Below are 22,092 nucleotides of genomic sequence, written 5' to 3'. Positions count from 1 at the left end.
TCGGGCGCCGGACGCGCTTACTTGACGCCGAGACCGGCGTCGGCGACCTCGGGCTTGCCCGCGGCCTTGAGGATCTTGTTCAGCGGCTTCAGGTCGTAGATGCCCGTCAGGTCCGGCTGCTCCAGCAGACCGGCCTTCACCGCGTGCTCGGCCTCGGCGTCGAGCGTGGCGGCCAGCGGGTCGTCGATGAACTGGACGGACTTCCACGCCGGGTCGAGGATCTCGGCCGGCAGCGCCTTGCCGCTCAGCTCCTTGAGCGCGGTGTTCGCGGAGGTCTTCGCCTTGTCCGGGTTGGCGTTGATCCAGGCGTTGGTGGCGACGGTGCCGCGCAGCACCGCCTCTACGACGTCCGGGTGCTCGGTCAGGAACTTCTGCGACACGATGATGTTCGTGATCACGAACTTCTTGTCCGGCCACAGCGTCGACTCGTCCAGGAGCTCCTTCGCGCCCTGCGCGACCAGCTTGGAGGCGGTCGGCTCGGGCACCCAGGCACCGTCGATGGAACCCGAACGGTAGGCGTCCGGCGTCACCTTGTTGTCCGTACGGACCACGGAGACGTCGCCCTTGCCGCTGTTGGCGTCGACCTTCCAGCCCTTCTCGGAGATCCAGTTGAGGAAGGCCACGTCCTGGGTGTTGCCGAGCTGCGGGGTGGCGATCTTCTTGCCCTTGAGGTCGTCCAGGGTCTTGATCTTCTTCGGGTTGACGACCAGCTTCACCCCGCCGGACGCCGAACCGCCGATGATCCGCAGGCTCTTGCCCTTGGACTTGGTGAAGCCGTTGATGGCGGGGGAGGGGCCGATGAAGCCGATGTCGATCGAGCCCGCGTTGAGCGCCTCGATCTCGGACGGACCGGCGTTGAACGTCGACGGCTTGACCGCGGTGGAGCCGAGCTCCTTGGCGATGATGCCCTCCTGGATGCCGACCAGGGCCGTGGCGTGGGTGAGGTTCGGGAAGTAGCCGATCTTCACGGTGTCCGTGGAAAGCTTCTTGCCGCCGGTCGGGACGTCCGCCGCCTTGACATCGTCCTGCTTCGCCTCGGAGCCGTAGCCGCAGGCGGTGAGCGCCAGGGCGAGCAGCGGCAGGGCGGCGACGGCGGCGAGGGCGCGGCGCGGCGTGGTACGGGGGACAGACACGGGAGGCTTTCCTCTCGTTGGCCCGGTCCTCGCGTCCCGGTCGATCACGGGGACGCGGCCGGGAAGTCGGCAGGTCTTCGTCTGAACTGGCGGTGCGGTTGGAGCGAGTGGGCGCGCAGGCGGTGCGCGTACGTCATCGCGCACATCGCGCGACCCCGCCCTGGCCGCTGCCGAGGGCGCCGCTGCCGATGCGGCCGCCCTCCTTCGCGAACGTGGAGAAGATGTCGATGGTCATCAGAAGTCCCACTCGGCGTCGTCGTCGGCGGCCGCCGCACCGGGCTCGGCCGCGGCGGCGAACGAGGCGCCCGCCATGCCGGCCGTCAGCGTGGTGCCGTCCGCCGGGTCGATCAGCAGGAACGATCCGGTGCGCCGGGAGTCGGCGTACGCGTCGAGCGCGAGCGGCTCCGCGGTACGGACGACGACCCGGCCGATGTCATTGGCGACGAGCTGTCCGGGCGCCGGGTGCTGGGACAGGTCGTCTAGCGTCAGGCGCGAGGGGATGTCCTTGACGATCGCCTTGACCGTGCGGGTGGTGTGCTTGAGCAGCACCCGCTGGCCGACGGAGAGCGGCTGGTCGGCGACGTGGCAGACGGTCGCCTCGACGTCCTGGGTGACGGCCGGCGCGTCGGCGGCCGGTGCGATCAGGTCGCCGCGTGAGATGTCGATGTCGTCGGCCAGCCGGATGGTCACCGACTGGGGCGCCCAGGCGATGTCCACGCTCTCGCCGAGCGCGTCGATCCCGGCGATCGTCGACGTACGGCCGGACGGCAGGACGGTGACGGCCTCGCCCACCCGGAACGCGCCGGCGGCGATCTGGCCCGCGTAGCCCCGGTAGTCGGGGTGCTCGGCGGTCTGCGGCCGGATCACGTACTGGACGGGGAAGCGGGCGTGGCAGGCGGTGAGGTCATGGCTGACCGGCACCGTCTCCAGGTGCTCCAGGACCGTCGGGCCGCCGTACCAGTCCATGTGCGCGGACGGCTCCACGACGTTGTCACCGGCCAGCGCGGAGATCGGGATCGCGGTGATCTCCGGGACGCCGAGCGAGGCCGCGTACGCGGTGAACTCCTCGGCGATGGCGGCGAACACCGGCTCCGCGTAGTCGACCAGGTCCATCTTGTTGACGGCCAGCACCACGTGCGGAACCCGCAGCAGCGCGGCGACGGCGGCGTGCCGGCGGGTCTGCTCGACGACGCCGTTGCGGGCGTCGACCAGGACGACGGCCAGCTCGGCCGTCGAGGCGCCGGTCACCATGTTCCGGGTGTACTGCACGTGCCCCGGGGTGTCGGCCAGGATGAACCGGCGGCGCGGCGTCGCGAAGTAGCGGTAGGCGACATCGATGGTGATGCCCTGCTCGCGCTCGGCCCGCAGCCCGTCGGTCAGCAGCGCCAGGTCGGGCGCCTCCTGGCCCCGGCTGCGCGAGGCGTGCTCGACGGCCTCCAGCTGGTCGGTGAGGACCGACTTGGAGTCGTGCAGCAGACGTCCCACGAGGGTGGACTTGCCGTCGTCGACGGAGCCCGCGGTGGCGAACCGCAGCAGGGTGGTGGTCGACAGCTGATCTGCGTGCTGGGTGTGCGTGGTCATCTTAGAAGTACCCCTCGCGCTTACGGTCTTCCATCGCGGCCTCGGACATCTTGTCGTCGGCCCGCGTCGCGCCCCGCTCGGTGAGCCGGGAGGCGGCGATCTCGGTGATCACGTCGTCCAGCGTCGTCGCGTCCGAGTCGACGGCGCCGGTGCACGACATGTCGCCGACCGTGCGGTAGCGCACCTGCCGGGTCTCGATGCTCTCGTGGTCCTTGGGGCCGCCCCAGTCGCCGGCGGTGAGCCACATGCCGTTGCGGTTGAAGACCTCGCGCTCGTGGGCGAAGTAGATCTGCGGGAGTTCGATGGACTCGCGGGCGATGTACTGCCAGACGTCCAGCTCGGTCCAGTTGGAGATCGGGAAGACCCGGACATGCTCACCGGGGGCGTGCCGGCCGTTGTACAGCTGCCACAGCTCGGGGCGCTGGCGGCGCGGGTCCCACTGGGAGAACTCGTCGCGCAGCGAGAAGACCCGCTCCTTGGCTCGCGCCTTCTCCTCGTCGCGGCGCCCGCCACCGAACACGGCGTCGAAGCGGTGCTGCTGGATCGCCTCGGTCAGCGGCACGGTCTGCAGCGGGTTGCGGGTGCCGTCCGGGCGCTCGCGGAGCTTCCCGGCGTCGATGTACTCCTGCACGGAGGCGACATGGAGCCGCAGCCCGTGCCGGGCCACCGTGCGGTCGCGGTACTCCAGCACCTCGGGGAAGTTGTGCCCGGTGTCGACATGCAGCAGGGTGAACGGCACCGGCGCGGGCGCGAACGCCTTGAGCGCCAGATGCAGCATCACGATGGAGTCCTTGCCGCCGGAGAACAGGATCACCGGCCGCTCGAACTCGCCCGCCACCTCGCGGAAGATGTGCACGGCCTCGGACTCCAGGGAGTCCAGGTGGCTGAGTGCGTACGGATTGTCGGTGCCTTCCGACACGGTCGCGACGGTCGTCATACCGCACCCCTCTCGCTCAGCAGCGCGTACAGCTCCGCCGCGGACTCCTGCACGGTCTGCCGGTGCGACTCGATCCGCAGGTCCGGCGACTCGGGGGCCTCGTACGGGTCGTCGACCCCGGTGAGGCCGCTGATCTCGCCCGCCGCCTGCTTGGCGTACAGACCCTTCACATCGCGTTCCGAGCACACCTCGACCGGCGTCGCGACATGCACCTCCAGGTACGCGGTGCCCTCGGTCTGGTGCCGCTTGCGTACCGCGTCCCGGCTGTCCGCGTACGGGGCGATGACCGGGACCAGCACCTTCACGCCGTTGGCCGCCAGCAGCTCGGCGACGAAGCCGATCCGCTGGACGTTGGTGTGGCGGTCCTCGCGGGAGAAGCCGAGACCCGCGGAGAGGAACTCCCGGATCTCGTCCCCGTCGAGCACCTCCACGCGGTGGCCCTCGCCGCGCAGCCGCCCGGCGAGTTCGTACGCGATGGTGGTCTTGCCCGCGCTCGGCAGACCGGTCAGCCAGATGGTGGCTCCCGTCTCCGTCACGCTCATCGAAGTCTCCTGATCAGTCGTCATCAGTCGTGCAGCCCGCACTCGGTCTTGCCCCGGCCGGCCCAGCGCCCGGCGCGGGCGTCCTCGCCCTCCAGCACCCGGCGGGTGCAGGGGGCGCAGCCCACGGAGGCGTAACCGTCCATCAGCAGTGGGTTGGTGAGTACGCCGTGCTCCGCGACGTACGCGTCGACGTCGTCCTGCGTCCAGCGGGCGATCGGCGAGATCTTCACCTTCTGCCGCTTCGCGTCCCAGCCGACGACCGGGGTGTTCGCCCGGGTCGGGGACTCGTCGCGGCGCAGCCCGGTCGCCCAGGCCGTGTACCCGGTCAGGCCCTCCTGGAGCGGCTTGACCTTGCGCAGCGCGCAGCACAGGTCGGGGTCCCGGTCGTGCAGCTTCGGCCCGTACTCGGCGTCCTGCTCGGCCACCGTCCGGCGGGGCGTCAGCGTGATGACGTTGACGTCCATCACCGCCTCGACCGCGTCACGGGTGCCGATCGTCTCCGGGAAGTGGTAGCCGGTGTCGAGGAAGACCACGTCCACGCCGGGGAAGACCCGCGAGGCGAGGTGTGCGACGACCGCGTCCTCCATGGAGGAGGTGACGCAGAACTTCCCGCCGAAGGTGTCGGCGGCCCACTTCAGGATCTCCGTCGCGGAGGCGTCCTCCAGCTCCCGGCCCGCCCGCGCGGCCAGGGTCTCAAGGTCTTCTCCGGTCTGCAGGGTGTCCGTCATATCCCGTCCCCTTCAACGTCGTTGCGCCGCAGTCCCCGGGTCAGCAGACCCAGGAACCTGAGCTGGAACGCGCGGTTGCAGGAGGCACATTCCCAGGCGCCGTGACCGCTCTCGTGCGGGCGCAGGTCCTCGTCCCCGCAGTACGGGCAGTGGAACGGTGCGGCGCGCTCGCTCATGACAGCGACTCCGCACCGGCCCGCGCCGCCCAGGTCGCGAACCGCTCGCCTTCCTCGCGCTCCTCCTGGAAACGGCCCAGGACCCGCTCGACGTAGTCGGGCAGCTCGGCCGAAGTGACCTTCAGGCCACGGACCTTGCGGCCGAACCCGGCCTCCAGGCCGAGTGCGCCGCCCAGGTGCACCTGATAGCCCTCGACCTGGTTGCCGTTCCCGTCCAGGACCAGCTGGCCCTTGAGGCCGATGTCGGCGGTCTGGATGCGGGCGCACGCGTTGGGGCAGCCGTTGATGTTGATGGTGAGCGGCTCGTCGAAGTCCGGCAGGCGGCGCTCCAGTTCGTCGATGAGCGCGGCGCCGCGCGCCTTCGTCTCGACGATCGCCAGCTTGCAGAACTCGATGCCGGTGCAGGCCATCGTGCCGCGCCGGAACGGCGAGGGCCGCACCTGGAAGTCGAGCGCCTCCAGCCCGGTGACCAGGGAGTCCACCTGGTCCTGCGCCACATCGAGGATGATCATCTTCTGCTCGACGGTGGTCCGCAGCCGGTCCGAGCCGTGCGCGGCGGCCAGGTCGGCGATCTTGGCGAGCGTGGAGCCGTCCACCCGGCCGACCCGGGGGGCGAAACCCACGTAGAAGCGGCCGTCCTGCTGCTGGTGCACACCCACGTGGTCGCGCCAGCGGCTGCTGGGCTGCTCGGGCGCGGGACCGTCGGTCAGCGGACGCTTCAGGTACTCGTCCTCCAGCACCTGGCGGAACTTCGCCGGGCCCCAGTCGGCCATCAGGAACTTCAGCCGGGCGCGGTTGCGCAGCCGCCGGTACCCGTAGTCGCGGAAGATGCCCACGACTCCGGCCCACACGTCCGGGACCTCGTCGAGCGGCACCCACGCGCCCAGCCGTTCGGCGAGCCGCGGGTTGGTGGAGAGTCCGCCACCGACCCAGACGTCGAAGCCCGGACCGTGCTCGGGGTGGACCACGCCGACGAACGCGATGTCGTTGATCTCATGGACCACGTCCTGCACCGGCGAACCGGAGATCGCGGTCTTGAACTTGCGCGGCAGGTTGGAGAATTCCTTGTTGCCGATGTACCGGTCGTGGATCTCGTCGACGGCGGGCGTGCCGTCGATGATCTCGTCGGCGGCGATGCCGGCCACGGGGGAACCGATGATCACGCGGGGGCAGTCGCCGCACGCCTCGGTGGTGGAGAGCCCGACGGCCTCCAGCTTCTCCCAGATCGCCGGGACGTCCTCGATGCGGATCCAGTGCAGCTGGATGTTCTGCCGGTCGGTGATGTCCGCGGTGCCGCGCGCGTACTCCTGCGAGATCTCGCCGATCACCCGCAGCTGTGCGGTGGTCAGCCGGCCGCCGTCGATCCGGACCCGCAGCATGAAGTGCCGGTCGTCCAGCTCCTCCGGCTCCAGGATCGCGGTCTTGCCGCCGTCGATCCCGGGCTTGCGCTGGGTGTACAGACCCCACCAGCGCATCCGGCCGCGGAGATCGTTGGGGTCGATCGAGTCGAAACCGCGCTTGGAGTAGATCGTCTCAATGCGTGTCCGCACATTGAGACCGTCGTCGTCCTTCTTGAACTGCTCATTGCCGTTGAGCGGGGTGTGGTGCCCCACGGCCCACTGGCCTTCGCCACGGTGGCGTCCGGCCTTGCGGCGGGGCGTGGTGGTCGCAGGCTGTTCCGGGGTAGCGGCCATGACAGTACGTCCTTCGGGACTGCAGGAGGGCGGCTCTGAACTGCACACTCGCGCTGAGGCGCGGCGGTGCGCAGGGTTTGCAGAGAAAAAGGGGGATCGCGGCGGTGCTGGGACTCTCAGCTCGCCGGACAGATGGCGCTGGACACGCGGCCGAGGTCGACGTGGCGTCGACTCACCAAGGCAATTCCAGTTCCAGGCATGGCGGAAGCGTGGCACGCGAATCTCGGGCCAGTCCACCACTATCCAGAATGTGGACGAGAGTGTCCCGCAATGCGAGACACTGTGGCACTCGTCACGGAAAGTGTCCCGATCCGCCTGTCCGTAATGGCGGCAATCCCCCGTCTGTCACCGGAGGGTGGAGTGTGGCCCTTCCGTCGTACACCCCGCCCCGAACCCGCCGGGACCCCGCCCGGTACTACCGCCCGGAGCCCGGCCACGGTCCGGGCGTCTCCACCTCCGGCTCCAGCTCCACCTTCGTGTCGAAGAGCCGGAAGCCGCGCCGCAGGTAGTTGTCCATGGCGTACGGGCCGTCCTTGGAGCAGGTGTGCAGCCACACCCGCTTCGTCGGTGTCCGCTCCGGCCAGCGCTCCGCCAGGTCCCAGGCGCGGGCGACCCCGTACGAGAGCAGATGGCCGCCTATCCGCCGCCCCCGGAAGGCCGGAATCAGCCCGAAGTACATGATCTCGACGGCGCCCTCGTCCTGCGGGTCCAGCTCCACGTACCCCGCCGGGGTGCCGTTCTCGTACGCCACCCAGGTCTCGGCGCCGGGGCGGTCCAGGGCCTCCTGCCACTGCGCGTACGTCATGCCGAGCCGGTCGGTCCACCGGATGTCGCCGCCCACCGCCGTGTAGAGGAACCGGCTGAACTCGGGAAGCGGAATCTCCGACCGCACGATCCGCACATCACCCTCCGGGGCCGCGGCGGGCCGCAGATCGTCGGGGGAGGTCTGTTCCAGGGACCAGATGGTCACTTCGGTGGTGGCGGCAGCAGTGCTGTATGCGGGGTTGCTCATGGCTGCCAGGGAACCACGCCCCGCGGCCTGCGCGAAAGCCGGTCCCGGTCCACGGACAGCGGGACCGCCCACGGAGCGGGCCCACAACCGGAACCGGAACGCGACCGCCGTCAGCCGGCCGTACGCGCCCCGACTACCACCGGAGCCGTCGAGTGCGGCAGCAGATCGGCCCGGTGGTCCGGGTGGATCACCTCCACCTCGACGTCCTCGCCGAAGCGGTACGGGCGGTGCGCGAGCACCTGGGCGAGATGGCGGCGCATCCGTGAGATCTCCGCCCGCACCGTCACCGTCCGGGTCGCGTCACCGAAGATGTCCTGGGCCAGCTCGGAGGCCGTACGCCCCTCGGGGTGCAGCGCCAGGGCGTACAGCAGCTCCGCGTGGCGCGGCGAGAGCCGCTGCGTCCAGGTGCCCACCGCGCCCACCACGTTGACCGTGAGGGCGCGTGGCCGGCTCAGATCCAGCACCACCCGCTGCTGCGCCCCGTCCGAGGGCCCGTCCGCGACCTGCAGCAGCCAGCCGCCGGGCAGCTGCTCGACGCGGCACATGCCGAGCGACGGCAGCCACACCCGGCCCGGCCGTAACGACTTGGGCAGCGGCAGCCGGTCGACCGGCGGCATCCCGGTCACCGCGGCGAGCCAGCCGTGGGTGTCCACCGCCAGGGCCCGCCCGCCCAGCCGGCACACCAGCGGTGCCGCCACCGACCGCAGCCGGTCGATCGCCTGCAGATGCCGGTTCCTGATCTCGCTCTCCGCCAGCCTGGCCACCGAACTGACCAGGGCGAGCGTCGTCGGATGGAACGTGGAGGCGGGGCCGCTCATGTCGACGATGCCGATCACCTTGCCGTCGCGCGGGTCACGGACCGGTGCGGCCGCGCACGTCCAGCTGTGCAGGGTGCGGACGAAGTGCTCCGAGGAGTGGACCTGGACCGGGACGCGGGAGACCAGCGCCGTACCGATCGCGTTCGTCCCGGTGCTCTCCTCCGCCCAGGCCGCGCCCTCCGCCAGACAGACGTCGTCCGCCCGGCGCAGCACCGCCGCGTTGCCCCGGCGCCACAGCACCCGGCACTCCACATCGGTGACCACCATGATCTGCTGGGCGGCGTCCGCCAGGGCGACCAGACCGTCGTTGAGCAGCGGCATCACCTCGCCCAGCGTCGAGCTCCGGCGCCGGTGCTCGATCTCGTCCGCATCGAGCAGCAGGCTGTCGGTGGACTGGTCCGGGTCCATGCCGCTGCGCAGCACCCGGTCCCACGAGGCGCCGATCTCGGCCCGCGGGGCGACCACCGGGCGCTCGCCGACGAGCACGGACTCCCTGGCCCGGTGGATCTCGCGGAGGGCCCCGACGGACTGCGGGACAGCGGGCCGGGGAACCCCCGAGGCGCTGGTCTCCACTCTGGTATCCCCCCACATGCCAGGGCCGGCTCGACGCTCCACGGCCCCATCCTGCCGCCGCGAGGGGCCCGGCACCGTGCACTCCACACAATGGTTGCAACCCTTTGCAACTCTGGCGAGAGCGTATGGGTCCGTACGAGAGTGGTGGAACACCGCGCGGCGGAGTCCCTGCCCCGCTGTCCGGTGTGCACAGCAAGGAGGGTGGTGCCGTGTCGGCGCAGCACCACCCTCCGTTGCCGTGTACGGGGGCGGTTCTCAGTGCGCGACGGGCCGCGCCCGTTCGACGACCGACGCCAGGTCGAGGGTGTGCGGCAGTGTGCCGAAGCCGGCGCCCCGGTCCCCGCCCAGCCGCGAGGCGCAGAACGCGTCGGCCACCTCCGGCGGTGCCCACCGCACCAGCAGCGACCCCTGGAGCACCAGCGCCATCCGCTCCGCCAGCCGGCGGGCCCGCGCCTCGATCCCGTCCAGATCGGCCAGCTCCGTCAGCATGTCCCTGATCGCCCCGTCCAGCCGGTGATCGGCCCCGCGCGCCCTGCCGACCTCCTGCAGGAACGCGTTCAGCGCCATCGGCTCACGCTGCAGCGCCCGGAGCACATCCAGCGCCTGCACATTCCCGGCGCCCTCCCAGATGGAGTTGAGCGGCGCCTCGCGCAGCAGCCGCGGCATCCCGGACTCCTCGACGTAGCCGTTGCCGCCGAGACACTCCAGCGCCTCGCCCACCAGCGGCGTGCACCGCTTGGTCACCCAGTACTTCGCCGCGGGCACCGCGATCCGCAGGAAGGCCAGCTCGCTCTCCGAGCCGTCGTCGTACGCCGCCGCCAGCCGCATCGCCAGCACCGTCGCGGCCTCCGACTCCAGCGCCAGATCCGCCAGCACATTGCGCATCAGCGGCTTCTCGATCAGCACCCCGCCGAACGCTCTGCGGTACGTGCAGTGGTGGATCGCCTGCGCGACCGCCTGCCGCATCAGCGCCGCCGAACCGACCACGCAGTCCAGCCGGGTCGCCGCCACCATCTCGATGATGGTGCGCACCCCGCGCCCCTCCTCACCGACCCGGCGCGCCCAGGTGCCGTCGAACTCGACCTCGGCAGAGGCGTTCGACCGATTGCCCAGCTTGTCCTTGAGCCGCTGGATCGCGAACGGGTTGCGGGTGCCGTCGGGCAGCACCCGGGGCAGCAGAAAACACGTCAGTCCGCCGGGCGCCTGCGCCAGCACCAGGAAGCCGTCGGACATCGGTGCCGAACAGAACCACTTGTGCCCGGTGAGCAGATACTCGCCCGCCGCGGCCAGCGGCTCGGCGCGGGTCGTGTTCGCCCGTACGTCCGTGCCGCCCTGCTTCTCCGTCATCCCCATCCCGAGGAGCACGCCGGCCTTCCGCCCGGTGGGCCGCAGCCCCCGCTCGTACACCGCCGAGGTGAGCAGCGGCTCCCACACGGCGGCCAGCTCCGGATCGGTGCGCAGTGCGGGCACCGCCGCGTGCGTCATCGACAGCGGGCAGCCGTGCCCCGCCTCGGCCTGCGTCCACACGAGGAATCCGGCCGCCCGCCGCACATGGCCGCCGGGCCGGCCCCAGGCATTGGTCAGGCCGGCGCCGACCGCGTGGCCGAGCAGCCGGTGCCAGGCCGGATGGAACTCGACCTCGTCGACGCGATGCCCGTACCGGTCGTGCGAACGCAGCACCGGCGGATTCGCGTTCGCCTGCGCGCCCCACTCCTGCACCTGCGCGGAGCCCGCGGCGCGGCCCAGCTCACCGAGTTCGCCCCGTACTTCGGCCAGGAGCTCGGGTGACGTGTGACGTTGCACCGCCTCGGAGAGCGCCCGGTCGGTGGCGAAGACGTCGTAGCCGGTGAGCGGTGGTACCTGGTTGGACACGGTGTGGGTGGTGGCTGCCATGCCGATACGGTAAGGATGTGCAGGCAGCAAATGAAACACCCGAGCGGCCATCGGGTCGGCTCCACCGGGCCCGAGTCCTCTACCGCAACGTATCCAAGCGGCAGATGGCCTGGCGGTTGCTCAAGGACACCGTTAACTCGTGCATGGAGTACCGCATTCTCGGGCTCGCCGCCGAGGCGGCGTTCTTCACCCTGCTGTCCCTGCCGCCCCTGCTCCTCGGCCTGATCGGACTGCTCGGATACGTCGACGAGTGGACCAGCACCACCACGGTCGCCTCCATCGAGCGCAACATCCTCAACGCCGCGCAGACCGTGCTCAGCGAGCGCGGCGTCAACGACTTCGCCAAGCCGCTCCTGGCGGACGTCACCACCGGCGCCCGGCCCGACGTCATCTCGATCGGCTTCGCGATCGCGCTCTGGTCCGGCTCCCGCGCGGTCAATGTCTTCATCGACACGATCACCGTGATGTACGGCCTCGACGGCCAGCGCGGCATCGTCAAGACGCGACTGCTCTCCTTCCTGCTGTACGTCGTCGCGCTGCTGCTCGGCTCCGTGGTGCTGCCGCTGCTCGTCGTCGGCCCGGACCGGGTCGTGGAGTTCGTCCCGTGGGGCACCGAGCTCATAAGCGTCCTGTACTGGCCGCTGGTGATCCTGCTGTCGATCGCGTTCCTGACGACGCTCTACCACGTGTCCGTGCCGGTCCGTTCGCCGTGGATCGAGGACATGCCGGGTGCGCTGGTCGCGCTCGCGATGTGGGTGCTCGGCAGCTTCCTGCTGCGGATCTACCTCACGAGTACGGTCGAGGGGCCCACGATCTACGGCTCGTTGGCGGCCCCGATCGCCGTGCTGCTGTGGATCGGCATCTCCGCGTTCGCGGTACTGGTGGGAGCGGCGGTGAACGCGGCCATCGACCGGGTGTGGCCCTCGCTGGCGACGGCCGCCGCCCGCGCGGCGAACGACCGGGTACGGGCGGCCCAGGCGGCGGAGTTGGTCGCCCGCGCGCAGGCGCAGAGCCAGGGGGAGCCCTGGGACGATGACGATGACGACGACGATGATGACGACGACGGGAGCGACGACGGCGGCAGCCCCTACATGCCCTCCGAGTTCCCGGAGCGCTGGTCGAAGTTCCTGCCGCCGGACGATGTGAAGTCCCGGCTGCAACCGAGCCGCGACAAGGAGCCGGAGAAGCCGAACCCGGAGAAGCGGGACGAGGAGTCCGGCGACTGAGCGGCTCCTACGGCGCGGGCGGGGGCGCGGGCGCCGGAACGGTCGGCTCCGGCGGAGCCGCAGGTACCGCAGGTGCTGCCGGGGGAGCGGGGGCCGCCGGTACCGCCTCCGTCGCGCCGGGGGACCAGGACAGCTTGACCGTCAGATGGCCCTCGACCGCGCTCTTGGCGATCACGGCACCGGCCTCCGCCGTGATCTTCACCCCGAATTCGAGCTCCACCCCGTCCGGCTTCAGGGCGCCGTCCCGGAACACCGCGAGCGCGGACTCGGCCGCCGACCGGATTCCCGTGAGCGCGCTGTCGAACGTGCGCCCGGCCCTGGCCAGCGTGTTGTCGTCGCCCAGCGCTACCAGCTGCGCGCCCTGCGTGTGCCGGTCGACCTCGACCGTCACCGTCGCACCGCTGTCGGTGCTGAACTCCATCAGTGCCGTCATGGCCGCCCCCGGGAAGCTGATTCCGTTCGCCGACGACATTAGCGTGTGAAACATGGGCGGCGAGCGGTACGAAGAGCGGGTGTCGCGGTTCGACGGCGCGATCGTGTGGACGCTGACCATGCCGGAGGGGTCGGTCCATCCGGTGCTGCCCGACGGATGCATGGACCTGCTCTGGATCGGCGGCCGGCTGCTCGTCGCGGGCCCCGACACCCGTGCCTCGACGCCGTCCGCCCCGGCCGACGGGCGGTGCGCCGGCATCCGGTTCGCGCCCGGCACCGCCCCCGCGCTGCTCGGCGTGGCGGCGCACGAGCTGCGCGACCGCCGCGTCGAGCTCGCGGACCTGTGGCCCTCGGGCCGCGTCCGCGAGCTCACCGAGCAGCTGGCCGAGGCCCCCGACCCGGCTGCCGAGCTGGAGGCCGTCGCGATGCGCCGGGCGGCCGGCACGGCGCCGCCGGACCCGCTGCTGCGGTACGTCGCGGACCGGCTCGACGCCGGGTGGTCCGTCGCGGACACCGCGCACCGGGCCGGTCTCGGCGCCCGCCAGCTGCACCGCCGTTCGCTCGCGGCCTTCGGCTACGGGCCCAAGACGCTCGCCCGGGTCCTGCGCCTCCAGCGCGCGCTCGCCCTCGTCCGGTCCGGGACGCCGTACGCCGAGGCGGCCGTCCGGGCGGGCTGCAGCGACCAGGCCCATCTCGCCCGGGAGATGCGTGACCTGGCCGGGACCACCCTGACCGCCTACCTGGCCCGCCAGGGCCCGCTGCCTCAGCCGTTGGCGGCGAACAACGACACCGCGCCGCCGTCCGGATCGAGGACCGTCGCGTAACGCTGCCCCCACACCGCGTCCCACGGCTTCAGCTGCCCCCGGTAGCCCGCACCGGTCAGCTCCTCGTACACCGCGTCCACCTCCGCCGGGCTGTCGCACAGGAAGGCCAGGGAGAGACGGTCCCCGCCGGCGGACGCGGTCCATTCGGGGTCGAACGAGCGGATGACGTCCTCGGTGTCCCACAGCAGCCGCTGCCCGCCCGGGAGCGTCACTTCGACATGGGGTGCGGATTCCGCCCCGGCGGGGATGTCGAGACCGAGCCGGCGGTAGAAGGTGAGCGATGCGGCCAGATCCGCCGTGACGATGCCGATCGCGTCCATGCGTGGAGTCATGCCCCCGACCGTATGCCGGGCCCCGGCACGGGTCTTGTACGAAACGGACATCGGCCCGGACGGGTGCGTACGGGGTGCCGCGAGCGGCCGCCGGCACCCCGCCCCGCTGCCGTGCTACGAGGATGCCGTGCAGTCGGCGGGCGACGTGCCCGGGTCGGTCAGCGCGAGAGAGAGCTGGGCGCGTTCGGTGACCCAGCGGCTCGGGCGATGGCGCGGATCGCCGGTCGTCCGGTGCAGGGCCCGGTGCAGCTCCAGCATCCGGTCCGCGCCGATCCGGTCGCCCCAGGCCAGTGGGCCGACCGGGTAGCCGAGCCCGGCGGTGACGGCCAGGTCGATATCGGCGGGAGCCGCGATGGAGCGCTCCGCGATGCCCGCCGCGACCGACACGATCGAGGCGAGCAGCCGCTGCGCCACCGAGCCCGCGGTGTCCCGCACCACCGAGACCGCCCACGGCTCGTCGCCCTCGGCCGCGCGGGCCAGCACCGCACGGGCGTCGCGCGCGGCGGCCGGATCCGCCGCCGGGGTCACGGCCAGCACCCGGCGCCGGCCGGCCGCGGGCAGCGGGTCCACACCGAAGGTGCGCCGTGCGGGCAGCCCGTCTCCGGCGACCGCCCCGGCCACCGTGGTGCCCCAGACCGGAACCAGCACCAGGGCGTCGGCGGACGGCCCGTCGCCGCTCTCGACGACGGCTCCCGCGGCGCTCAGCGCGGCCCGCAGCGCCGCCGCGTCCCGCTCCTGTCCCTCGGTGCCGTGGACGAACACCGGACGGTCCGCGTCGCCGGTGACCGGGGGCTCCGGGGCGGGGGCGGGCGCCTCGGGGCCGTACGCGTACCAGCCGTGCCCGGTCTTGCGGCCGTGCAGCCCGGCCGCCACCCGGTTCGGGGTGAGGTAGGAGGGGCGGAGCCGGTCCGCGTACCGGAAGCCCTGCCAGATCGAGTCGATCACCGCGGCCGTCACATCGAGGCCGGTGAGGTCCATCAGTTCGAACGGGCCCATCCGCAGGCCCAGTACGTCGCGGGCGATCCGGTCGATGTCCGCCGGGCCGCCGACCGTCTCCTCCAGCAGCGCGAGCGCCTCGGTCACCAGCCCGCGTCCGGCGTGGTTGACGAGGAAGCCGGGGGTGTCGGCGACGGTGACCGCGCGGTGGCCGCAGCTCTCGACCAGCGCGGTGAGGGCCGGCGGGATCTCCGGGCGGGTGGCCGCCCCGGGCACGATCTCGACGATCTTCATCAACGGCACCGGATTGAAGAAGTGCAGCCCGGCCAGGCGCGTCGGGTCCTTCAGCCCGGCGGCGATCCGGGTGACCGACAGGGACGAGGTGTTGGTCGCGAAGACGGCCGTCGCGGGCAGCGCCTGCTCCAGCCTGCCGAAGACCTCCGTCTTGGTGCCGAGGTCCTCCCGCACGGCCTCGATGACCAGCTCGACATCGGGACCCTGGGCCCACGGGTCGTCGAGCGGGACCAGCCGCGCCAGGGCGGCGGCGCTGTCCGCCGCGGACATCCGGCCCTTCTGGACGGCCCGTTCCAGCATGGAACGTACGAAGTCCACGGCGGCCGTCACGGCCTCCGTGCGGACGTCGCACAGCTCGACGGTGTGTCCGGCGGTAGCCGCCCACTGGGCGATGCCGCGGCCCATGGCCCCGGCGCCGACGATCCTGATACGCATGGCGGTTGCGGTCCTCTCGGGATGTGACATGTGACAGGTCCGAGCCGACGGCTGTGACCTGTGATCCGTCTCGGCGAGGACGGACGCGGTTCGGTCTCGGTGAAGACAGGCCCGGTTCCGTCTCAGCGAAGATAGACGCGGTCCGGGTCCACGTCCTCACGCAGCAGGCGGAGTTCGGCCGCGGTCGGCGGCGGTACGGTACCGACCGTGTCGGCCACCTCCAGGTCCCAGCCGGTGGCCGCCCGAACCTGCTCGACGGTGACGCCGGGGTGGACGGCGACCAGCCGGAGTTCCTCGCCGACGCCCGCGCGGGCCAGGATGCCCAGTTCGGTGATGACCCGGGTGACACCGGCGCCCAGCGGCCGGATGCCCTCGGCGAGTGCCCGGTCGGGGCCGGGAGTGGTGCAGAAGTCGAGGGTCTCGGTGAAGGAGCGCGGATTGTGGCGGCGCATCACCACGAAGACCTCGCGGGAGTTGGCCATCACCTCGATGCCGCCGCCGGAGCCGGGCAGCCGGACCGAGGGGCGGTCCCATTCGCCGATCACGGACGTGTTGAGGTTGCCCCACCGGTCGATCTGCGCGGCGCCCAGGAACCCCACGTCGATGTGGCCGCCCTGGAGGACACAGCCGAAGAGCGCGGGCATCGACAGCACCGCCTCGGCACCGGTGATCAGGACCGCGTCGGCGATGGTCTCCGGCAGGTGCGAGGGGTGCGCGCCGCAGACCCCGGACTCGTACACCACCTCGATCTGCGGGGCGACCGTCAGATGGGCCAGCTCGGTGGCGAGCGTCGGCAGGCCGATGCCGGCGAACACGGTGCGGCGCGCGGCCAGTTCGCGGGAGGCGACGACGGAGAGCAGCTCGGAGGAGGTGATGGTCGTGGTCATGGCGCTTTCCTTCTCGTGTTCCGTTCCCGTCCGCCCGTTCACAGCCGCCGCCCGTAGTTCACCGGCCGGCTCAGCGCCTCGCCGACCGCCAGGCCCGCCCAGAACTCCTCGCCGAGCTTGTCGACGTACTCCGCGTGGTCGGCCGTCCCGAGCACCCACTCGGCCAGCCAGTCCTGGAGCCGCTGCGGATCCTTGCTGATGTGCGACCAGGCGCGGTAGAAGGCGTTGTCCCGGTCGTAGTACCCCTGCGCGAAGGAGGGGTGGGCGCCGCGCGGGCAGACGACGACCGCGTCGACCGCGTGGGCGGGGACGAGCGTACGGTTCGGGTCCGAGCGGACCACCTCGTCGTCGACGAGCTCCTCCACGACGACGATCGCCTTCTCCGCCGCGTACACCGCCTCGGCCTGGATGCCGGTCAGGCCCCACATCTGGGTGTTGCCGCCGCGGTCGGCGCGCTGGGCGTGGATGATCGTCACGTCCGGGTTGACCGGCGGCACGACATAGATCTGCTCGGGTTCGCCGTCCGGGCCCGGGTAGGGCGAAGTGACCTTGCGCAGACCGCTGTTGACGGACGGAAGATCGCTGCCGCCGTAACTGCGCAGCGGGTGGAACGGCAGCCGCTGGGCACCGGCCAGGTACCGGCAGATCATCCCGTAGTGGCTGTACTCCTCGAAGGCGAGCGGCGCCGGGTCGCCGGTCTCGATGCGGCGGCGCAGTTCGCCGAGCGACCCGGCGGAGGAGTTGCCGACGAAGGAGGAGACCAGTCGCGAGACGCAGCCCGCGGCGATCATCTGGTCCACCACGATGTCCGCGGTCATCCGGACCACGGTGAGGTCCCGGCGGCCCTGGCGGATGATCTCGTGACCCGCGGCGGTCGGGACGAGATGGGTGAAGCCTTCGAGACAGACGGTGCCGCCGTCGTGGACGAACGCGGCGATGGCCGCCTTCATCGACATCGTCTTGTCTTTCCGGTCCGTCGTGGCCACGGTGCTCCTTCGGCTCTGCTGGCGCGTCCTGGTATGCGCGTCGCCCCACCGTGTCAGCGGCTATTGATTGCTGTCCAATACCAAATTAAGGTCGCATCGAGACGTCTGGTTAATGAATCGACCGAAGGGGCACGCATGGAGCTGCGTCATCTGTCCGCGTTCGTCGCCGTGGCCGAGGAGCTGCACTTCGGACGGGCGGCGAAGCGGCTGCAGATGGCCCAGCCGCCGCTGAGCCAGCAGATCCGCCAGCTGGAGAAGGAGCTGGGCGTCCAGCTCTTCGAACGCAACACCCGCTCGGTGCGGCTCACCAGCGCGGGGGAGTCCTTCCTCCAGCCGGTCCGCACCGTGCTCGACGACCTCGACACCGCGGTGCGTGCCGCGAAGGCGGCGGGCCGCGGCGAGTACGGGCGGGTCACCATCGGCTTCGCGGGAGCCTCCAGCCACGAGACGCTGCCGCACCTCACCCGGGCCGTGCGCGCCGCCCACCCCGCTCTCGAACTGGTCATGCGGGGCCAGACCTACGCCAACGTCGCCCTGGACCGGGTCGCCGACGGCTCGCTGGACCTGGGGTTCGTCCGGCTGCCGGTGACCCGGCCGGGAGTGGCGTACCGGGTGATCGACGAGGAGGAGCTGGTGTGCGCGCTGCCCTTCGACCACCCGCTCGCCCGGCTGGAGAGCGTCCCCATCGGCGTCCTGGCCGAGGAGCCCTTCGTCTCCTTCCCCGCCAACACCGGCTCCACCGTGCGCGACGCGATGGTCGGGGCCTGCGAGGCAGCCGGGTTCAACCCCCGGGTCGTCCAGGAGGCGCCCGACTCGTACACCATCCTGGCGCTGGTCGCCGCGGGCGTCGGCGTCACGCTCACCGTCACCTCCGTCCAGCACATCCAGCAGAACGGCCTCGTCTACCGGCCCCTGTCCGGCCCGTCGATCCGGCTCCAGGCGGCGCTGGCCTGGCGGGCCGACAACCCTTCCGCCGCGCTGCGCGCGGTCCTCGCCGTGGCGGAGGAGGCCCTGCCCACGCCCGCGGGCCCGGCCGGGAACCGGACACCCGCAGGCGGGAATTGAGACGCGCCACGTCTTGAACCAGGGTGAACTGGATATTGGACCGACTCAGTCGCCGGGTGCAAGGGTCGGCGGCAAACGCTCTCGCCACCGAGCGGCAAACGCTCCCGCCACCGAGCGGCAAACGCCCTCGCCACCGACGGGCAGCCGCTCCCGCCACCGAAAGGCCACGCCGTGCCCGACCAGCCCGACCAGCAGCTCGATGTCGTCATCTGTGAACCACTGCGTACCCCCATCGGCCGTTTCGGCGGAGTGTTCGCGCAGCAGAAGCCGGCCGCACTCGCCGCACGCGTCATCGCCGAGGTCGTGGCCCGCACCGGGATCGACCCCTCCGCCGTCGACGAGGTGATCCTCGGCCACTCCTACCCGTCCGCCGAGGCCCCCGCCATCGGCCGGGTCGCCGCGCTCGACGCCGGACTGCCCGAGACCGTCACCGGCTCCCAGGTCGACCGCCGCTGCGGATCGGGCCTCCAGGCCGTGCTCGACGCGGCGATGCAGATCCGGGCGGGCTTCAGCGAGGTCGTGATCGCGGGCGGCGTCGACGTGATGAGCGCCGCCCCGTACTACACGCACGACGGCCGCTGGGGCATCAAGGGTCCCGGCCTCCAGCTCCACGACTCGCTGGCCCGGGGCCGGGTCACCGCGGGCGGCGTCAACCACCCCGTGCCGGGCGGCATGATCGAGACCGCCGAGAACCTCCGGCGCGCGTACGGCATCAGCCGCGCCGACCAGGACGCCCTGGCCCTGCGCTCCCAGCAGCGGGCCGGCCGGGCGGCGGCGGAGGGGCGGTACGAAGCGGAGACCGTTCCCGTCACCGTACGCACCCGCAAGGGCGAGAGCGTCGTCACCGCCGACGAGCACCCCCGCCCCGACACCACCGCCGAACAACTCGCCGCGCTGCGCCCGATCATGGCGAAGTCCGACCCGGAGGCGACCGTCACCGCCGGCAACGCCAGCGGCCAGAACGACGCGGCCGCCGCCTGCCTGGTGACGAGCGCGGCCACCGCCGAACGGCTCGGCCTCACCCCGCTGGTCCGGCTGGTCTCCTTCGCCCGCGCCGGGGTGCCCGCCGCGACGATGGGCATCGGCCCCGTCCCGGCGACCCGGGCCGCTCTGGACCGCGCCGGACTCACCCTCGCCGACCTCGACCTGATCGAGCTCAACGAGGCCTTCGCCGCCCAGGTGCTGGCCTGCACCCGGGAGCTGGGGCTCGGCGAGAAGGACCACGAGCAGCGGATCAACGTCAACGGGTCCGGCGTCTCCCTCGGCCACCCGGTCGGCGCCACGGGCGCCCGTATCCTCGCCACGCTCACCCGTGAGCTGCACCGCCGCGAGGCCCGGTACGGCCTGGAGACCATGTGCATCGGCGGCGGGCAGGGCCTCGCCGCCGTCTTCGAGCGGATCGCGGCCTGAGATTCGGCCGCCCAGGGTGCAGTGAGACGCGTGACGTCTCACTGCACCAGTAATTCGGTATTGGACCGTTCTAGGTCCCGGCTGGCACCGTAACCGCCATCACCCCCACGCCGCAGTCCCCTTTTCCTGGTTCACCGATGCGTCCCCACGCATCCGATGCGACCCCACGCATCCCGACGTATCGCTGCGTATCCCTACGCATCCCCATGCATCCCCACGCGGCGACGGGCGTCTCGGGCGACGCCCCTTCTCGTCCCCTGCCATCCGTTCGATCAATGACGTCCACGGGAGCCACCATGAGTGCGTCCACCGCAAGCGCACGAGAGCGCACAAGAGCCGCCAATCGTGCCGGATTCGGTGCCTTCATCGGTTCGACCATCGAATGGTTCGACTTCTACATCTACGGGACGGCGGCCGCGCTCGTCTTCGACAAGGTGTTCTTCCCCGAACTGGACGGGCCGGTGGGAACCCTGGTCGCGTTCGCGACCTTCTGGGTCGGCTTCCTCGCCCGCCCCATCGGCGGGATCGTCTTCGGTCACTACGGCGACCGCCTGGGCCGTAAGAAGACCCTGGTCATCACCCTGCTGATGATGGGCATCTCGACCACCGCGATCGGTCTGCTGCCGAGCTACGCCTCCATCGGCATAGCCGCCCCGATCCTGCTGGTCGCCATCCGCATGGTGCAGGGCATCGGCCTGGGCGGCGAGTGGGGCGGCTCCGTGCTGATCGCCTCCGAGCACGCCCCGAAGGGCAAGTCGGTGCTGTACGGGGCGTTCGCCCAGCAGGGCTCGCCCGTCGGCAACACCCTCTCCACCCTCAGCTTCCTCGCGATCAGCCAGCTGCCCGACTCCGCGTTCGTCTCCTGGGGCTGGCGGGTGCCGTTCCTCTTCTCGGCCGCCCTCGTCATCGTCGGACTCTTCGTCCGGCTGAAGGTCGCCGAGTCCCCGGCGATGGCCAGGCTCATCGAGAAGAAGGAAGTCGTCAGGCTTCCGCTCACCGAGGTCCTGCGCACCCAGCCCATGCTGATCGTCCTCGGCATCGGCGCCTGCACCATCGGCCTGTCGGCCACCTACTTCAAGTCGACGTTCGCCCTTTCCTGGGCCACCTCGGCGCTCAGCTTCGACCGCAGCTCGTTCCTGACGATCATCCTCGTCGCCAACATCACCCAGATCATCGTCCAGCCCTTCGGCGCACTGATCGCCACCCGCATGAAGAGCTGGTCCCGCGCGGTGACCGTGATGCTGGTGCCCGAGCTGATCCTGATGCCGGTGATGTTCCTGCTGATCCGCACCGAGAACTACGGTCTCGCGATGCTCGGCGTCGCCGTCGCCACCGTCCCGCACTGCCTGTACTACGCGGCTCTGGCCGGCATGCTCGCCAGTCGCTTCCCGGCCCACCTGCGCTACACCGGCATCTCCCTCTGCTACCAGCTCTGCGGGACGCTGCTCGGCGGCACCACCCCGATCATCGGCCAGTTCCTGCTGAACCGCACCGGCTCGATCACCGCCGTCATCGCCTACGCGGTCTTCCAGGTGGCGCTGACCCTGGGCTGCATGCTCCTGCTGCTCAAGCGCCCCAACCACGACGAGCAGGCCGCGGAGCCTGCTGCCATGTCACATACCGCAGCCGCCACCGTCTGACCCCCGCCCGCGAGAAGAGAAGACGAGACGAGAGGACGGCGCCGTGCCGCTGACCGTGAACGGCATCCCGGAGATCCTCGCGCTGGACGGGCGCGACCTCGGGCACTCCGGCTGGAAGGAGATCACTCAGGAACTCATCGACGCCTACGCGGACGTCTCCGGGGACCATCAGTGGATCCACACCGACATCGAACGCGCCGCGTCCGGCCCGTACGGACGGACCATCGCCCACGGGTACATGGTGCTCAGCTGGGGCATCCCGATGTTCGCCGAGCTGCTCCGGGTCGAGGGCGTGGGCCGCGCCCTCAACTACGGGGTCAACCGGGTCCGTTACCCCGCGCCCGTGCCGGTCGGCAGCCGGGTCCGGCTGCATGCCGCCGTCGCCGGGGTGAAGGAGGTCGCACGCGGCGGCGTGGAGATGACCCGGGCCTTCACCTTCGAGCTCGAAGGGTCCGGGAAACCCGCCTGCGTGGCCGAGTCGCTGACGCACTTCTACCCGTAGGACAGCCGTGAGCGCGGGGCGGTGACTCTCCACCGC

General features: G+C 71.4%; 22 protein-coding genes. 6 read left to right on the top strand and 16 right to left on the bottom strand.

Annotated elements, in window-relative coordinates; genetic code table 11:
• Window positions 1-17: 17 nt before the first annotated feature.
• The 11 genes from ACFYY7_RS06125 to ACFYY7_RS06075 form a co-directional block, all read right to left on the bottom strand.
• Window positions 18-1,133: an aliphatic sulfonate ABC transporter substrate-binding protein gene (locus ACFYY7_RS06125; protein ID WP_388657656.1), complete on the bottom strand. Its 1,116-nt coding sequence runs from the start codon at window positions 1,131-1,133 to the stop codon at window positions 18-20.
• A gap of 234 nt (window positions 1,134-1,367) precedes the next feature.
• Window positions 1,368-2,714, bottom strand: coding sequence for a sulfate adenylyltransferase subunit 1 (locus ACFYY7_RS06120; protein ID WP_388657653.1), 1,347 nt, complete (start codon window positions 2,712-2,714; stop codon window positions 1,368-1,370).
• A 1-nt stretch (window position 2,715) separates the two neighbouring features.
• Entirely contained in the window at window positions 2,716-3,651 is a 936-nt protein-coding gene (gene cysD, locus ACFYY7_RS06115) for a sulfate adenylyltransferase subunit CysD (RefSeq protein ID WP_388657650.1), read from the bottom strand.
• A complete protein-coding gene (cysC, locus tag ACFYY7_RS06110; protein WP_388657648.1) occupies window positions 3,648-4,193 on the bottom strand; it encodes an adenylyl-sulfate kinase in 546 nt (181 codons plus the stop codon). The genes cysD and cysC overlap by 4 nt, the downstream gene beginning before the upstream one ends.
• A 23-nt stretch (window positions 4,194-4,216) precedes the next feature.
• On the bottom strand, window positions 4,217-4,921 hold the full coding sequence (locus tag ACFYY7_RS06105; RefSeq protein WP_388657645.1) for a phosphoadenylyl-sulfate reductase: 705 nt from the start codon (window positions 4,919-4,921) through the stop codon (window positions 4,217-4,219).
• Window positions 4,918-5,097 carry a hypothetical protein gene (locus tag ACFYY7_RS06100; RefSeq protein ID WP_351252675.1) on the bottom strand — a complete coding sequence of 60 codons (180 nt, stop codon included), beginning with the start codon at window positions 5,095-5,097 and terminating at the stop codon, window positions 4,918-4,920. Before ACFYY7_RS06100 ends, ACFYY7_RS06105 begins: the two co-directional genes overlap by 4 nt.
• A complete protein-coding gene (locus ACFYY7_RS06095) occupies window positions 5,094-6,791 on the bottom strand; it encodes a nitrite/sulfite reductase (RefSeq protein WP_388657641.1) in 1,698 nt (565 codons plus the stop codon). Before ACFYY7_RS06095 ends, ACFYY7_RS06100 begins: the two co-directional genes overlap by 4 nt.
• Before the next feature lie 116 nt (window positions 6,792-6,907).
• The gene (locus tag ACFYY7_RS06090) at window positions 6,908-6,991 is read right to left on the bottom strand and encodes a putative leader peptide (protein WP_317864749.1); all 84 of its coding nucleotides are present in this window, start codon (window positions 6,989-6,991) and stop codon (window positions 6,908-6,910) included.
• Window positions 6,992-7,206: 215 nt separating this feature from the next.
• Window positions 7,207-7,803, bottom strand: a complete 597-nt coding sequence (locus tag ACFYY7_RS06085; protein ID WP_356079248.1) for a GNAT family N-acetyltransferase — start codon at window positions 7,801-7,803, stop codon at window positions 7,207-7,209.
• Between the two features lie 110 nt (window positions 7,804-7,913).
• Window positions 7,914-9,212 carry a GAF domain-containing protein gene (locus tag ACFYY7_RS06080; RefSeq protein WP_388658391.1) on the bottom strand — a complete coding sequence of 433 codons (1,299 nt, stop codon included), beginning with the start codon at window positions 9,210-9,212 and terminating at the stop codon, window positions 7,914-7,916.
• A 237-nt stretch (window positions 9,213-9,449) separates the two neighbouring features.
• Window positions 9,450-11,087: an acyl-CoA dehydrogenase family protein gene (locus tag ACFYY7_RS06075; RefSeq protein ID WP_388657638.1), complete on the bottom strand. Its 1,638-nt coding sequence runs from the start codon at window positions 11,085-11,087 to the stop codon at window positions 9,450-9,452.
• A gap of 104 nt (window positions 11,088-11,191) precedes the next feature.
• Between ACFYY7_RS06075 and ACFYY7_RS06070 the strand changes: the two genes are divergently transcribed.
• Entirely contained in the window at window positions 11,192-12,313 is a 1,122-nt protein-coding gene (locus ACFYY7_RS06070) for a YihY/virulence factor BrkB family protein (protein WP_388658388.1), read from the top strand.
• Between the two features lie 7 nt (window positions 12,314-12,320).
• Here ACFYY7_RS06070 and ACFYY7_RS06065 read toward each other — a convergent pair whose 3' ends face one another.
• Complete coding sequence (locus ACFYY7_RS06065; RefSeq protein ID WP_388657635.1) at window positions 12,321-12,746, bottom strand: CU044_2847 family protein; 426 nt, start codon at window positions 12,744-12,746, stop codon at window positions 12,321-12,323.
• Between the two features lie 52 nt (window positions 12,747-12,798).
• On the opposite strand from ACFYY7_RS06065, the gene ACFYY7_RS06060 reads away from it, so the two are divergent.
• A complete protein-coding gene (locus tag ACFYY7_RS06060) occupies window positions 12,799-13,569 on the top strand; it encodes a DUF6597 domain-containing transcriptional factor (protein ID WP_388657633.1) in 771 nt (256 codons plus the stop codon).
• On the opposite strand, the gene ACFYY7_RS06055 is transcribed toward ACFYY7_RS06060, so the two are convergent.
• The 4 genes from ACFYY7_RS06055 to ACFYY7_RS06040 form a co-directional block, all read right to left on the bottom strand.
• Entirely contained in the window at window positions 13,509-13,901 is a 393-nt protein-coding gene (locus tag ACFYY7_RS06055; RefSeq protein ID WP_388657630.1) for a VOC family protein, read from the bottom strand. The genes ACFYY7_RS06060 and ACFYY7_RS06055 overlap by 61 nt on opposite strands.
• A 114-nt stretch (window positions 13,902-14,015) precedes the next feature.
• A complete protein-coding gene (locus ACFYY7_RS06050) occupies window positions 14,016-15,566 on the bottom strand; it encodes a 3-hydroxyacyl-CoA dehydrogenase (protein ID WP_388657627.1) in 1,551 nt (516 codons plus the stop codon).
• Window positions 15,567-15,688: 122 nt separating this feature from the next.
• Window positions 15,689-16,453: a CoA-transferase subunit beta gene (locus ACFYY7_RS06045; RefSeq protein WP_388657624.1), complete on the bottom strand. Its 765-nt coding sequence runs from the start codon at window positions 16,451-16,453 to the stop codon at window positions 15,689-15,691.
• A gap of 38 nt (window positions 16,454-16,491) precedes the next feature.
• Window positions 16,492-17,409 carry a CoA transferase subunit A gene (locus tag ACFYY7_RS06040; RefSeq protein ID WP_388658385.1) on the bottom strand — a complete coding sequence of 306 codons (918 nt, stop codon included), beginning with the start codon at window positions 17,407-17,409 and terminating at the stop codon, window positions 16,492-16,494.
• A 165-nt stretch (window positions 17,410-17,574) separates the two neighbouring features.
• On the opposite strand from ACFYY7_RS06040, the gene ACFYY7_RS06035 reads away from it, so the two are divergent.
• The 4 genes from ACFYY7_RS06035 to ACFYY7_RS06020 all read left to right on the top strand — a co-directional run bounded on the left by ACFYY7_RS06035 (window position 17,575) and on the right by ACFYY7_RS06020 (window position 22,056).
• Entirely contained in the window at window positions 17,575-18,504 is a 930-nt protein-coding gene (locus ACFYY7_RS06035; protein ID WP_388657621.1) for a LysR family transcriptional regulator, read from the top strand.
• A 171-nt stretch (window positions 18,505-18,675) separates the two neighbouring features.
• Window positions 18,676-19,914 carry an acetyl-CoA C-acetyltransferase gene (locus ACFYY7_RS06030; protein ID WP_388657618.1) on the top strand — a complete coding sequence of 413 codons (1,239 nt, stop codon included), beginning with the start codon at window positions 18,676-18,678 and terminating at the stop codon, window positions 19,912-19,914.
• Window positions 19,915-20,210: 296 nt separating this feature from the next.
• Window positions 20,211-21,554, top strand: coding sequence for an MFS transporter (locus ACFYY7_RS06025; RefSeq protein WP_388657615.1), 1,344 nt, complete (start codon window positions 20,211-20,213; stop codon window positions 21,552-21,554).
• 43 nt (window positions 21,555-21,597) lie between these two features.
• Window positions 21,598-22,056 carry a MaoC family dehydratase gene (locus ACFYY7_RS06020; protein ID WP_388657612.1) on the top strand — a complete coding sequence of 153 codons (459 nt, stop codon included), beginning with the start codon at window positions 21,598-21,600 and terminating at the stop codon, window positions 22,054-22,056.
• Window positions 22,057-22,092: the final 36 nt, after the last annotated feature.

The sequence above is a fragment of the Streptomyces sp. NPDC001933 genome (assembly GCF_042890955.1).
Lineage (GTDB): Bacteria > Actinomycetota > Actinomycetes > Streptomycetales > Streptomycetaceae > Streptomyces.
The sequence above is the reverse complement of the archived record's forward strand: the minus strand, read 5'-3'. Positions and strand labels throughout refer to the sequence as shown.

Excerpts from the sequence above, each read along its gene's own strand:
- ACFYY7_RS06120 (WP_388657653.1), bottom strand. The coding sequence starts at position 2,714 with ATGACCACGCACACCCAGCACGCAGATCAGCTGTCGACCACCACCCTG.
- cysD (WP_388657650.1), bottom strand. The coding sequence starts at position 3,651 with ATGACGACCGTCGCGACCGTGTCGGAAGGCACCGACAATCCGTACGCA.
- cysC (WP_388657648.1), bottom strand. The coding sequence starts at position 4,193 with ATGAGCGTGACGGAGACGGGAGCCACCATCTGGCTGACCGGTCTGCCG.
- ACFYY7_RS06105 (WP_388657645.1), bottom strand. The coding sequence starts at position 4,921 with ATGACGGACACCCTGCAGACCGGAGAAGACCTTGAGACCCTGGCCGCG.
- ACFYY7_RS06100 (WP_351252675.1), bottom strand. The coding sequence starts at position 5,097 with ATGAGCGAGCGCGCCGCACCGTTCCACTGCCCGTACTGCGGGGACGAG.
- ACFYY7_RS06095 (WP_388657641.1), bottom strand. The coding sequence starts at position 6,791 with ATGGCCGCTACCCCGGAACAGCCTGCGACCACCACGCCCCGCCGCAAG.
- ACFYY7_RS06090 (WP_317864749.1), bottom strand. The coding sequence starts at position 6,991 with ATGCCTGGAACTGGAATTGCCTTGGTGAGTCGACGCCACGTCGACCTC.
- ACFYY7_RS06085 (WP_356079248.1), bottom strand. The coding sequence starts at position 7,803 with ATGAGCAACCCCGCATACAGCACTGCTGCCGCCACCACCGAAGTGACC.
- ACFYY7_RS06080 (WP_388658391.1), bottom strand. The coding sequence starts at position 9,212 with ATGTGGGGGGATACCAGAGTGGAGACCAGCGCCTCGGGGGTTCCCCGG.
- ACFYY7_RS06075 (WP_388657638.1), bottom strand. The coding sequence starts at position 11,087 with ATGGCAGCCACCACCCACACCGTGTCCAACCAGGTACCACCGCTCACC.
- ACFYY7_RS06070 (WP_388658388.1), top strand. The coding sequence starts at position 11,192 with ATGGCCTGGCGGTTGCTCAAGGACACCGTTAACTCGTGCATGGAGTAC.
- ACFYY7_RS06065 (WP_388657635.1), bottom strand. The coding sequence starts at position 12,746 with ATGACGGCACTGATGGAGTTCAGCACCGACAGCGGTGCGACGGTGACG.
- ACFYY7_RS06060 (WP_388657633.1), top strand. The coding sequence starts at position 12,799 with ATGGGCGGCGAGCGGTACGAAGAGCGGGTGTCGCGGTTCGACGGCGCG.
- ACFYY7_RS06055 (WP_388657630.1), bottom strand. The coding sequence starts at position 13,901 with ATGACTCCACGCATGGACGCGATCGGCATCGTCACGGCGGATCTGGCC.
- ACFYY7_RS06050 (WP_388657627.1), bottom strand. The coding sequence starts at position 15,566 with ATGCGTATCAGGATCGTCGGCGCCGGGGCCATGGGCCGCGGCATCGCC.
- ACFYY7_RS06045 (WP_388657624.1), bottom strand. The coding sequence starts at position 16,453 with ATGACCACGACCATCACCTCCTCCGAGCTGCTCTCCGTCGTCGCCTCC.
- ACFYY7_RS06040 (WP_388658385.1), bottom strand. The coding sequence starts at position 17,409 with ATGTCGATGAAGGCGGCCATCGCCGCGTTCGTCCACGACGGCGGCACC.
- ACFYY7_RS06035 (WP_388657621.1), top strand. The coding sequence starts at position 17,575 with ATGGAGCTGCGTCATCTGTCCGCGTTCGTCGCCGTGGCCGAGGAGCTG.
- ACFYY7_RS06025 (WP_388657615.1), top strand. The coding sequence starts at position 20,211 with ATGAGTGCGTCCACCGCAAGCGCACGAGAGCGCACAAGAGCCGCCAAT.